General features: G+C 69.0%; 11 protein-coding genes. 9 read left to right on the plus strand and 2 right to left on the minus strand.

Features of this window, described 5'->3' with window-relative positions; all coding sequences use genetic code 11:
• Nucleotides 1-134 precede the first annotated feature (134 nt).
• The 9 genes from ACQ754_RS08240 to ACQ754_RS08280 all read left to right on the plus strand — a co-directional run bounded on the left by ACQ754_RS08240 (nucleotide 135) and on the right by ACQ754_RS08280 (nucleotide 11,675).
• Complete coding sequence (locus ACQ754_RS08240) at nucleotides 135-1,658, plus strand: fumarate hydratase (protein ID WP_440996528.1); 1,524 nt, start codon at nucleotides 135-137, stop codon at nucleotides 1,656-1,658.
• Nucleotides 1,659-1,787: 129 nt separating this feature from the next.
• Nucleotides 1,788-2,456: an ABC transporter ATP-binding protein gene (locus ACQ754_RS08245; RefSeq protein ID WP_440996529.1), complete on the plus strand. Its 669-nt coding sequence runs from the start codon at nucleotides 1,788-1,790 to the stop codon at nucleotides 2,454-2,456.
• 2 nt (nucleotides 2,457-2,458) lie between these two features.
• Nucleotides 2,459-4,915 carry an ABC transporter permease gene (locus tag ACQ754_RS08250; protein ID WP_440996530.1) on the plus strand — a complete coding sequence of 819 codons (2,457 nt, stop codon included), beginning with the start codon at nucleotides 2,459-2,461 and terminating at the stop codon, nucleotides 4,913-4,915.
• A 17-nt stretch (nucleotides 4,916-4,932) separates the two neighbouring features.
• A complete protein-coding gene (locus ACQ754_RS08255) occupies nucleotides 4,933-6,120 on the plus strand; it encodes a lipocalin-like domain-containing protein (RefSeq protein WP_440996531.1) in 1,188 nt (395 codons plus the stop codon).
• 207 nt (nucleotides 6,121-6,327) lie between these two features.
• Nucleotides 6,328-7,527, plus strand: coding sequence for a DcaP family trimeric outer membrane transporter (locus ACQ754_RS08260; RefSeq protein ID WP_440996532.1), 1,200 nt, complete (start codon nucleotides 6,328-6,330; stop codon nucleotides 7,525-7,527).
• Nucleotides 7,528-7,660: 133 nt separating this feature from the next.
• Nucleotides 7,661-8,689 (plus strand): TRAP transporter substrate-binding protein, encoded by a 1,029-nt coding sequence (locus tag ACQ754_RS08265; protein ID WP_440996533.1) that lies wholly within the window; start codon nucleotides 7,661-7,663, stop codon nucleotides 8,687-8,689.
• A 36-nt stretch (nucleotides 8,690-8,725) separates the two neighbouring features.
• A complete protein-coding gene (locus ACQ754_RS08270; protein WP_440996534.1) occupies nucleotides 8,726-9,244 on the plus strand; it encodes a TRAP transporter small permease in 519 nt (172 codons plus the stop codon).
• Nucleotides 9,241-10,542, plus strand: a complete 1,302-nt coding sequence (locus ACQ754_RS08275) for a TRAP transporter large permease (protein ID WP_440996535.1) — start codon at nucleotides 9,241-9,243, stop codon at nucleotides 10,540-10,542. Before ACQ754_RS08270 ends, ACQ754_RS08275 begins: the two co-directional genes overlap by 4 nt.
• Before the next feature lie 53 nt (nucleotides 10,543-10,595).
• Nucleotides 10,596-11,675 carry a nitrilase-related carbon-nitrogen hydrolase gene (locus ACQ754_RS08280; protein WP_440996536.1) on the plus strand — a complete coding sequence of 360 codons (1,080 nt, stop codon included), beginning with the start codon at nucleotides 10,596-10,598 and terminating at the stop codon, nucleotides 11,673-11,675.
• A 25-nt stretch (nucleotides 11,676-11,700) separates the two neighbouring features.
• Here the strand turns inward: ACQ754_RS08280 and ACQ754_RS08285 are convergent, their stop codons facing one another.
• Nucleotides 11,701-12,723 carry an AraC family transcriptional regulator gene (locus ACQ754_RS08285; RefSeq protein ID WP_440996537.1) on the minus strand — a complete coding sequence of 341 codons (1,023 nt, stop codon included), beginning with the start codon at nucleotides 12,721-12,723 and terminating at the stop codon, nucleotides 11,701-11,703.
• Nucleotides 12,724-12,996: 273 nt separating this feature from the next.
• On the minus strand, nucleotides 12,997-13,701 hold the full coding sequence (locus ACQ754_RS08290) for an MlaC/ttg2D family ABC transporter substrate-binding protein (protein ID WP_440996538.1): 705 nt from the start codon (nucleotides 13,699-13,701) through the stop codon (nucleotides 12,997-12,999).
• Between the last annotated feature and the right edge of the window lie 81 nt (nucleotides 13,702-13,782).

The following is a 13,782-nucleotide window of genomic DNA, read 5'->3' on the forward strand; positions in this document are numbered from 1 at the left end:
CGTTTTGTTGCACCGCAGTTTGCGCAGCGAGGGCGGGCGCCGTCGTGATCTGGATCAAGACAGGGCAGGATGGGCGCCACTGTGGTATAAATCCGCGGTTGCCGGCGGACGACGGGCTGAAGGAGGGCGCAATTATGACGACCACGATTCGACAGGAAGACCTCATCGACAGCGTCGCCGATGCGCTGCAGTACATCTCCTATTATCACCCCAAGGACTTCATCGACGCCGTCCACGAGGCGTATCAGCGTGAGGAGAACCCGGCCGCCCGTGACGCCATGGCCCAGATCCTGGTGAATTCACGCATGTGCGCCGAGGGACATCGCCCGATCTGCCAGGACACGGGCATCGTCACTGTATTCCTGAAGGTGGGTATGGACGTGCGCTGGGAGGCGGAGATGGGCCTCGAGGACATGGTCAACGAGGGCGTCCGTCGGGCCTACAACCACCCGGACAACAAGTTGCGGGCCTCCATCCTCGCTGATCCCGCCGGCCGGCGTACCAACACCCGGGACAACACCCCGGCGGTGATCTACACGGACCTGGTTCCCGGCGATCGGGTGGAGGTGGAGGTGGCCGCGAAGGGCGGCGGCTCCGAGGCGAAGTCCAAGTTCGCCATGCTCAATCCCTCCGACAGCATCGTCGACTGGGTCCTCGAGCAGGTGCCGAAGATGGGGGCCGGCTGGTGCCCGCCGGGGGTGCTCGGTATCGGCATCGGCGGCACTGCCGACAAGGCCATGCGGCTGGCCAAGGAGGCCTGCATGGAACCGGTGGACATCCACGAGCTCAAGGCGCGGGGCGCCGCCAACACCGCCGAAGCCCTGCGTCTGGAGCTCTTCGAGAAGGTCAACGAGCTCGGGATAGGCGCCCAGGGGCTCGGTGGGCTGACCACGGTGCTGGACGTCAAGGTCCGTGACTACCCCACCCATGCCGCCAACAAGCCGGTGGCGATCATCCCTAACTGCGCCGCCACCCGCCACGTGCACTTCGAGCTGGACGGCTCCGGCGTCGCCGAGCTGCCGGTGCCGAAGCTCGAGGACTGGCCGGAGGTCACTTGGGGCGAGGCTGGTGACGTGCGCCGGGTCAACCTCGACGATGTTACCCCCGATGAGGCCCGGGGCTGGAAGCCCGGCGAGACCTTGTTGGTATCCGGCACCGTGCTCACCGGCCGGGACGCCGCCCACAAGCGGATCCAGGAGATGCTCGAACGCGGCGAGGAACTGCCAGTGGACTTCCGTGGCCGGTTCATCTACTACGTGGGCCCGGTGGACCCGGTCGACGACGAGGTGGTAGGCCCGGCCGGTCCCACCACCGCCACACGCATGGACAAGTTCACTGAGATGATGCTCGCCGAGACCGGGCTCACCGGCATGATCGGCAAGGCCGAACGCGGCCCCGAGGCCGTCGAGGCCATCCGCCGCCACGGCGCCGTCTATCTCATCGCCGTGGGCGGCGCCGCCTACCTGGTCTCCAAGGCCATCCGCAAGGCCCGGGTGGTGGCCTTCGAGGACTTAGGGATGGAGGCCATCCACGAGTTCGAGGTGGAGGACATGCCGGTCACCGTTGCCGTCAGCGCCGACGGCGAATCCGTCCACGAGCGTGGGCCGCGGGAGTGGCAGGCGCGGATCGCCGGTATCCCCGTCACTGTGGAGGGGTAGCCCCGACGCTGGTACTACCATGGCCGTTGCCGCGGGCGTGGCTCTCCCATACGCGGACGGAGAGGCAGCGCTTTCCGGCCACCGGTGACGCGGCAATGTGCACAGCGGAAACGGCGCCCGGGAGGCGTAGTGGCACTGGTCGAGTTCGACGCCCTGACGATGCGCTACGGGACCGAGGCCATGCGGCCGGTGCTCGACGGTGTTACCGGCCGTATCATGCCGGGGGAGTTCCTGGTGGTGCTCGGCCGCAGCGGCTCCGGTAAGTCCACCCTGCTCAACCTCCTCGCCGGCCTCGACCGGCCCACTTCGGGGAGCGTGCGCTTCGACGGCGAGTCCCTGTTCGAGTTGCCCGATGCGGCGCTGACCCGGCTGCGGCGCCGGCGGATCGGCATCGTTTTCCAGTCCTACAACCTGGTGCCGACGCTGACGGTCGCGGAGAACCTGCGCCTGCCCCTGGGCCTTAACGGGCTGGAGGAACGGACGGCGGTGAAGGAATGGCTGGAGCGGGTCGGGCTATCCGGCTACGAGGCGGCCTGGCCCGAGCAGCTCTCCGGCGGCGAGCAGCAACGGGTCGCCGTGGCCCGGGCACTGATCCATGCCCCGGAGCTGATCCTTGCCGACGAGCCCACCGGGAATCTCGACCTGGACAACGCCCGCCGGGTGGTGGAGTTGCTCGACGATCTCTGCCGTGCCGAGGGGCGCACCCTGGTCATGGTCACCCATAGCCGCGAGGTGGCAGGGCGGGCCGACCGGCTGCTCACTATCGAGCGCGGGCGGCTGGTGGACGTGGCGGGTTGAGCATGCGGTGGTTGCTGCTGGCCGGCCGCCGTGCCCTGTTCCGAGAGCGCCTGCAGCTGGCCCTGGCGTTGACGGGTATCGCCCTGGGTGTGGCCGTGGTGGTGGCCGTCGACCTCGCCAATCGCGGCGCCCGGGAGGCCATGGCCGAGGCGGTGACCCGGGTCGCCGGGGCCTCCACCCATCAGCTCGTGGGTGTCTCCACCGACCTCCCGGAGGCCCTCTACCGGCGCCTGCGCGTCGAGCTGGGGATCGCCGCCGCCATGCCGGTCCTGGAGGGCCGGGTGAGTCACGGCGGGCGTGGCTACGAGCTCCTGGGGCTGGACCCCCTGGTCTCGGGGCCTTTTCGCACGGGGGTGGAGCTCTCCGCGGACGGCGGGCTGCCGGCCTCGCTACTCGTGCGTGGCGATCGGGTGGCCGTGAGCGCCGCCACGGCGAGGGAGCTCGGGGTCGGCCGCGGCGATCGACTGGCCCTGGACACGCCGACGGGGACGGAATCCGTGGAGGTCGCCGCGGTGCTGGACGACCCGCAGCGGCGGCTGGATGGCGTGTTGGTTACCGATATCGCTGCGGCCCAAGAGCTCCTCGGTAGGGTAGGCGAGCTGGGCCGCATCGAACTCATCCTCGCCGACGACGAGGCCTCCCAGGTGCGTGCGCTGTTGGCGGCGGATCAGCAGCTACTCCCCGCGGGCCGCCGCCAGGCCGCACTGGCCGGCATGAGCGATGCCTTCCACATCAACCTGCGGGCGCTCTCGCTCCTGGCGCTGGTGGTGGGTCTGTTCTTGGTGCTCAATACTATGAGCTTCTTGGTGGTGCGGCGCCGCGCCATGCTGGCCACGCTCCGTGCCGTCGGTGCCAGCCGCGGCCAGGTCGTCGTCCAGGTGTTGGCGGATGCGGCGTTACTCGCGGTGGCCGGGACACTGATCGGCCTGCCCCTGGGCGCCGTCCTCGGTACCGGCTTGAGCAGCCTGGTGGCGGCCACCGTGGACCAGCTCTATCTCTCCATCGGCGCCGTGGATCCCTGGCAGCCCCTGGCGCTGGTGACGGGGGCGCTGCTCGGGCTCGCGGGCCCGCTGGCTGCGGCCCTGCCCGCCGCGGTGGAGGCTGCATCGGTACCGCCCCGGGCGGGACTGGCACGGGCGGACCTGGAGGTCCGGGCACGACGCACGGCCCGGCGGATGGCCGCCGGTGGCCTAGGGCTGCTGGTCGCAGGCGCCCTGCTGATCAGTATCAGTGACGGGCTCGCCGGCGGCTTCGCAGGGCTCTTCGCCGTGATCCTCGGTGCCGCGCTGCTGGCCCCGCTCTGGGTCCGATGGCTGGCCGCCGCGGGGCGGGGCGGAGGCCTTGGCTGGCGGCTCGCCGTGCGCGGCGCCGCTGCCTCGCTGAGCCGCACGGGGATCGCGGTCGCCGCCCTTTCCGTGGCGGTGGCCACGGTCATCGGTGTGGCCACCATGATCGCCAGCTTCCGGGCCAGCGTGGTGGATTGGCTGGAGGCGAGCCTGCGCTCGGATCTCTACCTCAGCGCCTCGGAGGGGCTCCCGGAGGGGCTTGCGGGCCGGTTGCGGGCGAGACCGGAGGTGGCGCGGGTGGCCCCCAGCCACTACCGCGAGCTGCCCGTGGAAGACGGTGATCTTCCGTTGCGCGCGGTGGCGGTGAGTGAGCAGGATCGTGGCGCCTATCCCTTGGTGGAGTCCCTGGACGGCGCCTGGCGGGCGTTCGACACGGAATCCGTGGTCCTGGTCAGTGAGCCGCTGGCGGCGCGCAAGGGCCTGACGCCCGGCGATACATTGACCTTGCCCGCGGCCGAGGGGCCCGCCCATCTCGAGGTGGCGGGGGTCTATCGCGATTACGCGGAGGTTCGGGGCAACGTGTTGATGCGGCTCGCCCTGTATCGCCGGCTCTGGGATGATCGGCGGACCACGGGTATCGGGGTGGTCGCCGCCCCAGATGTCGAGGCCTCGGCACTGGGGGAGACCCTGCGTGGCGAGCTGCCGGCCCATGTCTCGGTTACCGACAACCGACAGGTCTATCGCCGTTCCCTGGCAGTATTCGACCAGACCTTCCGGGTCACCGAGGTCCTGCGGGCATTGGCCGCGGTGGTGGCCTTTGTCGGCGTACTCGGCGCGCTGATGGCCCTGCAGCTCGAGCGCGCCCGGGAGGTGGCGGTGATGCGAGCACTGGGGCTGACCCGCCGCGGCGTGGCGGTCCAGGTGTTCGGCCAGAGCGGGTTCCTCGGGGCCGCCGCTGGGCTCTGGGCCATGCCCCTCGGTTTGGTCCTCGCCTGGTTATTGGTAGCGGTGATCAACCAGCGGGCCTTCGGCTGGAGCCTGGACTTCCGCATCGCCCCGGAGGCGCTGCTACAGGGCCTGGCGCTGGCGGTTGTGGCGGCGCTACTCGCCGCAGCCTGGCCCGCCCGGCGCCTCGCGCTGGCCCAGCCGGCACGGGGGCTGCGCCTGGAATGAGTCGAGGAGGTGACGCCTTGCCAGCGGCGGTCCGCAAGGGGCAATGGCACGTGGGTGCCGCGCTGGTGCTGGTCCTGTTCGCCGGGATGCTGGCGCTCGCCGGGGAATGGCGTGGCCGGTCGCCGGAGTCCGGCGACGATACCGCCATGGCCCTGTTGCGGGGGGATTCGGCGGGTTTTGCCCGGGTGACGGGAGCGCGGCCGTTCCGCTTCCCCGAGGACCACGTCGCCCATCCGGACTACCGCAGCGAGTGGTGGTATTTCACCGGGAACCTGGAGACGGCGAACGGCCGTCTCTTCGGCTTCCAGCTGACCTTCTTCCGCAGCGCGCTGGCCCCGGACATGCCCGAGCGGGCGTCCCGCCTGGCGAGCCGTCAGGCGTGGATGGGGCATTTCGCCATCACCGACGTCACTGCCGGTTCCCACCGCTTCGCCGAGCGCTTTCAGCGCGGCGCGGCCGGACTGGCGGGCAGTACCTTGGGGCCGGTGCGGGTGTGGCTGGACGACTGGGTGCTGCGCGCCGAGCGCCCGGATGGTCTCTTCCCCTTGCGCCTGCGTGCCCGGGAGGGGGATATGGCACTGGATCTGCGCCTGAGCAACGAGCGTCCGCGGGTATTGCAGGGAGACAGGGGCTATAGCCGCAAGGGCGCCGAGCCGGGCAATGCCTCCCACTACTATTCCTACACCCGGCTGAGCGCGGAAGGCACGGTCACCGACGACGGGGGCCGGACCCACGAGGTCGCCGGAACCGCCTGGCTGGACCGGGAGTGGAGTACTAGCGCCCTCGGGCCCGAGCAGGCGGGCTGGGACTGGTTCGCCCTGCAGCTGGACGACGGACGTGACGTCATGGTCTACCGGCTGCGCCGCCATGACGGCGGCACCGATCGCTGGTCGGCGGGTATGGTGGCCGGGGCACAGGGCAAGCGCCGTCAGCTCGACGCCGACGATTTCCGTGTCACGCCCCTGCGGTGGTGGCGCAGCCCCGACACCGGCGTGCGCTACCCCGTGGCCTGGCGGCTGGTGGTGCCTGCAAGTGACCTGGCCCTGCGGGCCGAGGCCGTCCTCCCGGCCCAGGAGATGCGCACCGCCTTCCGCTACTGGGAGGGCGCGGTGACGGTCACCGACCGGGCGGGCCGGCCCGCCGGTCGCGGCTATCTGGAGATGACGGGGTATTCCCCGTCCTCGCCGCCTCACGCCCCCCGCTGATCCGTTCCCCAATCCGTGGCTTCCCTCGGGCGTCCCCCCCCGTGGGTCAGCGATCCGGTGGGGCCCTACTGCGCAAACCCGTTGCCTGCTGCGCCCATTCGTTACCGCGTCGTGTCTGCCGATGCCTAGGCTTCGGCGCGCCGGCTGTCCGCATGGACTGAACAACCGGCGCGAGTCGAATCAGCACACCACACGCGGAGGGGAAGAATGGACAACAACAGACGCTGGAGGGGGATGTCCGGTTGCATGCTGGCGCTCCTGCTCTTCGCAGGCGCCGAACAGGCGTCAGCGATCGAAGTCGCCGAGGCCGGGCAACCGGTGGTCACCGGCGAGCCGAGTCGCGTCGGGCCACCCTGGAATCACCGAAGCTCATGGCGGGTCCCGGGGACGGAGACCGACTTCGTCATCGGCGGATACCTCAAGTTCGACGCCCTCTACGACACCGACTACGACCTCGGTGACGTAACCAACCCCCTGGCGGTCCGCAGTGAGGCGAACCGCACCGACGGGCGGACCACGTTTCATGCCAAGGAGTCGCGGCTCAACGTCCGCACGTCCACGGCCACCGGCGTTGGCCAGCTGAGTACGTACGTGGAGGCGCATTTCCTGCCCGCCGGCGACTTCTCGCTTCGCCACGCCTACGGCGAGATCGGGCCCTGGCTCGTGGGGCGCTCTTGGAGCAACTTCATGAGCTTCGTCGGTGCGCCGCGCTCGCTCAAGCTGGGCACCCCGACGGGGCATCCGTTCCGCCGCCAGGCGCAGGCGCGCTACACCGCGGCGCTGGGCGGTGACGGTCGGTTCTCCCTGTCCCTGGAGGAGCCGACCACCATTGTCGCCAACGCCGCCGCACCGGCGGAGACCCCGATGCCGGATGTCACCGCACGCTACGAGCACGGGCGCTGGTTCGCGCTTGCCGGTGTCGCGCGCCGACTCGAGACCCGCGACGGTGCGGGCACTGAAGGGGACTCGGTCACCGCCTTTGGTGTGAATTCCCAGCTCGCCCTGCCCCTCGGTGGTGCCACCCGGCTCAAGGGCATGGCCATGTACGGCGAGGGGCTGGGGGATTACCTGGGCCCGCCGGTGGCCAATCCCGCGGGCATGCCCGATGTCTACCTGGATGGTGGCGAGCTGGAGGCCGTCGAGCTTTGGTCGGCGTCGCTGGCCCTCGAGCATCAGTGGTCCAGCAGCTGGACGTCGACCCTCTCTTATACCCGGGCCTCCCAGGATATCCCGGGCCGTGTCGGTACGTTCGCTGAGGATGTGGACTACGCCTTCGCCGGCCTCTACTGGGATCCCATGCCCCGGCTGACCCTGGGCGTGGAGTACCAATACACCGAGGTGACGGATAACGACGGGGTGAACCGCGACGCATCACGCGTCCAGAGCTCCGCGATCGTGCAGTTCTGAGTATCGGCCCGCGCATTTGCGCACCGGCGTCAACGGTTGCGCAAATGCGTTATCACCCGCCACGGAGTCGTGGCTAGGGTTGCGCGGTAGTCACGGGCCACCAACACAACCGATATCGAGGAGGAGCGGAGCCATGAACAACGGATACCGCCGACGTATCGCCGCGGCCGGCATCTGTGCCGCGGCCGCGCTCGGGCTTGCCACGCCTGCCGCGGCCGCCGAGATCACACTCACCTACGCATTCTTCGCCCCCGCAGGCACCTTCCCCGGCAAGCAGATGCAGCACTGGGCGGACGAGCTGAGCGAACGCACGAAAGGCCGCGTCGAGGTCCAGACGTTTCCAGGCGGCACCCTGCTCGGTGCCGACGACATGTACGACGGTGTCCGCCAGGGGGTGGTGGATATCGGCCTCGGGGCACCGACGTATGACCCGGGGCGGTTCCCGCTGACCTACGCCCTGTCGTTGCCCCTTGGCTTCGAGAGTGCGACGGCGGCGAGCAGGACCTACCGGGACCTGGTCCGTGAGTTCGACCCGGCGGCATACCAGGACTACAAGGTCATTGCCCTGTTCACCAGCGAGCCGAGCCACATCCAGTCGCGGGAACCGGTGCGTGGCCTCGACGATATCGCGGAGATGAAGCTGCGCGCGGCCGGCGGCGCCGTGGACGCCCTCGACGCCCTGGGCGCGGCCCCCGTGGGGATGCCGATGCCCGCGGTGCCCGAGGCGGTGCAGACCGGGGTCATCGACGGGGTGCTCTCCTCCCGGGAGATCCTTCGTGACTTCAAGCTGGCCGAGAATCTCGACTACGTCACCGACTACCCGATGGGGGTGATCACCTTCGCCGCGGTGATGAACAAGGACCGCTGGGATCGCCTGCCCGAGGAGGTGCGCCGGGTGATCGAGGAGCTCGGTCCGGAGATGGCCGAGTGGACCGGCCGCTACCACGACGCGGATGTCGACGATGTCCTGGCGTGGGCCCGCACCGAGGAAGGCCTGGAGGTGGTCTCGCTGGATGCCGGCGAGCGCGAGCGCTGGGACCGCCGCCTCGCCCCGCTCGTGGACGCCTGGGAGCGCTCCGCGCGCGACCAGGGGCTGCCGGCGGAGCGCTTTTTGGAACGCCTCCGGACACTGCGCGAGCGTCATGAAAGCGACGGGGAGTAGATGGCTGCTGCCGCGCCCGCGCCCGAGGTACGAGCTATGACCGCGTTGATGAACCTGCTCAGCCGAGCCCTAGCGGTGATCGGCGCGACGGCGCTGGCCGGCCTGCTGGGCCTGGCCGTGCTCGATATCCTTCTGCGTGCCGTGGGCTACCCGGTCCCCGGTAGCTACGAGATCATCGGCTGGCTCGCCGCGGTGGCGATGGCCGCCGCGGTGGGGCATACCCAGGCCCACCGCGGGCACGTGGCCATCGACCTGCTGCTGACCCGGTTGCCGGCGCGGCTCCGCGACGCCCTGGAGGCGATCACGATGCTCCTGTCCATCGCGCTGTTCGCGCTCGCTTCCTGGCAGCTCTTCCAGCATGGTGTGGCGTTGCAGGCGTCGGGCTCCTCGTCGGGTACCCTCAAGGCACCCGTCTACCCCTGGGTCTATGCCACGGCAACGGGGATGGCCGCGTTGACCCTGGTGCTGACGCTCCAGCTCGGCGAGCACTTGCGGGGCCTGATTACGCACGCAGCCGTAACTGGCCCCGACCGCCGGGGTGGGGGTGTGTCATGACGCCAACGGCCATCGGCATCGTTGGATTCGCCGCCATGCTCGCGCTGATGGCGGTGGGCATGCCGGTCGCCTTCACCATGATGCTGGTGGGGGTGGTTGGCGTCAGCCTGGTCCTCAACCCAGGGGCCGCGCTGCATCTGCTCTCCAGCAACCTCTGGGAGGAACTCTCCTCCTACGGGCTCACCGTGATCCCGCTGTTCGTCCTCATGGGGCAGCTGGCCTACCGCAGCGGGGTGACCCGGCGGTTGTACCGGGCCGCCTACACCTGGTTCGGGCGGCTGCCCGGCGGCATCGCCGGCACCACGGTGCTGACCTCGTCGGGGTTCGCGGCGATCTGTGGTTCCAACTCGGCCACCGCCGCCACCATGGGCACCATCGCCCTGCCGGAGATGCAGCGCTACGGCTATGACCGTGGTCTGAGCACCGGCAGCGTCGCCATCGGCGGGACGCTCGGCGCGATCATCCCGCCGAGCGTGGTGCTCATCGTCATTGCGGTGCAGACGGAGCAGTCGGTGATCGATCTGTTCCTGGCGAGCTTCGTCCCCAGCGCCTTGCTCGTGGTGCTGCTGCTCGCCACCATCTCGCTGCTGTGCTGGCGCCGGCCCGCGCTCGGCCCCGCCGGACCCGCCACCGGCATTGCGGAGAAGCTCCGGTCACTGACCGGGGTGACGGAGGCGGTGGTGCTGTTCGCGCTGGTGGTGGGCGGGCTGTACCTGGGCTGGTTCACGCCCAGCGAGGCGGGGGCGGCCGGCGCCTTCGGCGCCCTTGCCATGGGCTGCTGCGCCGGGCGGCTGGGCTGGTCGGATCTCAGCCGGGCCATGGTTGAGACCCTGCGCATATCCGCCATGGTGGTGTTTCTGATCACCGGGGCGGTGCTGTTCGGGCGCTTTCTCACCATCACGCGACTGCCCTTCGCCCTCGCCGAATGGGCCGCCGCCCTGCCGGTGCCGGCGGTGGTGATCCTGCTCGTGGTGCTGGGCATCTATGCCGTCGGCGGGGCGCTGATGGATGCGCTGGGGTTCCTGGTGGTCACCCTGCCGATCTTCTTCCCGCTGGCCCAGGCGCTTGGTTTCGACCCCGTGTGGTTCACGGTCCTGCTCACCCTGGTGACCACCATGGGTGCGGTCACCCCCCCGGTCGGGGTCAACGTCTACATCGTCAGCGGCTTCGCCCCGGACGTGCCCGTGCAGACCATCTTCCGCGGGGTGGCCTTGTTCATCATCGCCTACTTGGTCTGTATCGCGGCGGTGATCGTCTATCCCGATCTCGTGCTCGCGTTGCCCCGTGCAGCGTCCTAGGCGCGCCGGCCCCCGCGGCGATCCCTGTGGTTTCCCTTCAACGGAGGATTGAGATGATCGAGCCCTACAACTGCGTCGGCCTGATTCCAACGGTACGCGGCATTCGCCGGCGCGCCGACATGATGACCAACATCGAGCACATCCGCCACCTCACCAAGGCGGCCTCCTGGCTGTCCAGCCTGGACATCCCGGTGCGGCTGCTGGTGCTCCCCGAGGGCGCCCTGCAGGGCTTCAATGACGAGGTGCTCGATCTCGATCATGTGGCCTTTGCCCGCGAGTGCGCCATCGACATCCCCGGTCCGGAAACCGAGGCGCTGGGAGAGATCGCGCGCCAGTACGACTGCTACCTCATGGCCCAGGCCAAGGCCAGGCACCCGGACTGGCCGGATCGCTTCTTCAACGTGGGCTTTGTGCTGGATCGCCAGGGCGAGGTGATCCTCAAGCACTACAAGCTCGCCAACCTCTACCCCGTCGAGCACGGATTGACGCCATCGGATATCTTCGACTGGTGGGTCGAGACCTATGGCCGCGATCTCCAGGCGTTCTGGCCGGTGGTGGACACCGAGATCGGCCGGCTCGGGATCATGATGGCCAACGAGGCCTCCTACCCCGAGAACGGACGGGGGCTGGCCATGAATGGCTGTGAGGTGGCGTATCGTGCCTCGTTCCCCCATCCGCATACGGGCAACGACTTCTTCGAGGTTTCCTCGCGGGCGCGGGCGTTGGAGAACAACATGTATGTGGTCGCCCCTAATATGGGGACCTACTACCTCTTCGATGATTCGGATACCCCCATCGACACCTTCGGAGGCCGCTCGCATATCGTGAACCATCGTGGGGCGGTGATCGGCAGACAGGACTACGGGGCCGGCTCGACCTACCTCGCCGGCGTCATCGACATCGAGCAGTTGCGCCACCATCGCGAGAACGCCCAGGTGTCCAACTGGCTCAAGGACGTCCGCTCCGAGCTGGCCCGCGTCATCTATGACCGGGAGGTCTACCCCAGCAATCTCTACATGGACCGGGTGCCCATGGATCACGCCGAGTACCGTCGTGAGGTCATCGACCGACAGGTGGCGCTGATGAAGGAGCGTGGCATTTGGCGCGATTCGGCGTACCGGGGCGGCGCGTGAGGGTGGCATCCCCGGGGCCGCGGGCTCAGCCCGTGATCCCGGGGAGGCGCTCCAGCGTGGCCGAGGGCAGCTCGCCGAAGGCGTCCCGGTAGAGCTTGGCGAAGCTGCTGCCGTTGTAGAAACCGTGCTCCGCGGCGATGTCACCGACCCGCGACTCAGCGGGGCTCGCGGTGAGCAGTGCGTCGTGGACCCGGCGCAGGCGCAGTCGCTTGATGAAGGTCATCGGCCCGATCTGGAAGCGCTCGAGAAAGGCCGTCTCCAGCGTGCGTATGGACACGCCCGTGGCCGCCACCAGGTCGCTGGGGTGGATGTCCGCCGGATCGTGCTGCTCGATGTGCTCGAGGGCGACCTGCAGCGCCCGGCGCCGGCCGGTGACTGGAGTGGGTAGCGGTGGGCGCGGGGCGGGATCCCGCCGGAGCTCCAGCAACGCCCGTAACAGGAGCTGTTCCAGTTGCGTCCCGGCAGGGCGGTTCCGCAGGGCCGATTCCTCGTCGGTGATCTCGCGGCACAGCGTCCCCAGGAGGTTGGCGAAACTGCGCCCGGGGCCGCTGCCCAGTTTCAGTATGCGCGGCAGCCTCAGTGGGGCCTCGGCCGCCTCCGGGGCCATCGAGCACAGCAGTGAACCCGCCTGCTCCCAGCCGAAGGACAACACGATGGCGGTGCACTCCTCACTCCACTCGGTGTTCATGGCGTCGCCCGGGGAGTAGGCGAGGGCCTCACCCGGCCTGACCGTGGGCTCGTCCCTGCCGAAGTGTCCCGTCAGTCCTCCTTGTAGGGGAACTATGATTTGAAAGGAACGAAGCGGAGGCGAGACCACATGTACGCGGGTGCCGTGGTAGGCGCCAAAGAGGTGACCGAGCCCTAGCGCGAAGTGACTGATACACAGGCTCGTGGATCCAAGTCCCCGTCGCCGCCGGTAGTGGAAACGTCGCGGGTCGATGACGGAACTCACCGCCCGTTCCGCCCGGCGCAGGTCATGTCCGTGGACGAAGACATTGGACGACAGCGGTGGGCCGCTGATACCGGGAATAACGGTTCTTCCGTGCATTCGCGGTGCGATCAGCGCTGGCCGGAACTAGGGCGGTAGGTCGATCGCTGGCGGTAAAGTCCTGCGCCAGCCCTGGGCGGGGCAGAAGTTGAAATACACATTCTCGCCTCCCCTTCCCCCGATTGGGACTTTCGAAATCACGCTATTGGTCCGCGGCCGCGGTGATGCCCCGCGTCGCGATTGCCATCTGGGGTTCATAATTTTAAGTATAAAATAGATTATAGAGGCTCGGCGGTCTCGCGCAAGGGGTGCCGGTTCGCAATGCGAGGACGGTCACTGGGTCGGGGGGCATGTGTCATTCCGTGATTCCGGTACGGGCTCGTGCGGGCCAGGTTTTCCCCTTGCAGGGCCACAGCGGGACTCCAGCTCCTGGCTGATACCGTCTAGGCCGACGTCGGCGAGCCGGGGCCGCAGGCTTGCGCGATAGGTGCGCAACAGGCTGATACCGAGCACCCGGGCGTCATACACCTGCCAACCCCCGTTGTCACGATGGAGCATGAGGTCGACGGAGAGGCTGCGCCCGCTGCGATCCTGCAGTAGCAGGCGAACCACGGCGCGGCCATTCGCCTCGCGGACGGTGCGGTACTCCACCTCTCCATGGCGGGCGAACTCAGCGACTTCGTCCGCGTACTCGCTGACCGCTGTGGCGTAGAGTCGTAACAGGTGCTCGGCGAATGCCTTCGTGAAACGTGTCCGTGTCTCCGCCTCCGAATCGCCCCAGTGGGGACCGGCGATGAACCGGGCGATCCCCTCGATGTCCGCGTGGGGCACGTACAGGCGCTCCAGGATGGCACGCGCGTGCTCGCGATCCGAGGCGATCGTCTCGGTATCCCGGACCACGGTCTCGAGACCCCGAGAGACCTGTTCACGGACCAGCGCGGCGGCCCCGGCGGAGCCGTCCGCGGCGGCGATGCTGCAGGTGAGGGCCAACGCAAGGCCCAGGATCAGGGTGAGGCGGGCGGATGCGTGGTGGCTCATGGGTGGTCGATATTCCAGTACATGCGGCCGAAGGTAACCGCCGCTTGGACCACGCGCCACCGGGGTTGGGTTCAATGGGAA

Source organism: Arhodomonas sp. SL1 (genome assembly GCF_052060015.1).
GTDB lineage: Bacteria > Pseudomonadota > Gammaproteobacteria > Nitrococcales > Nitrococcaceae > Arhodomonas.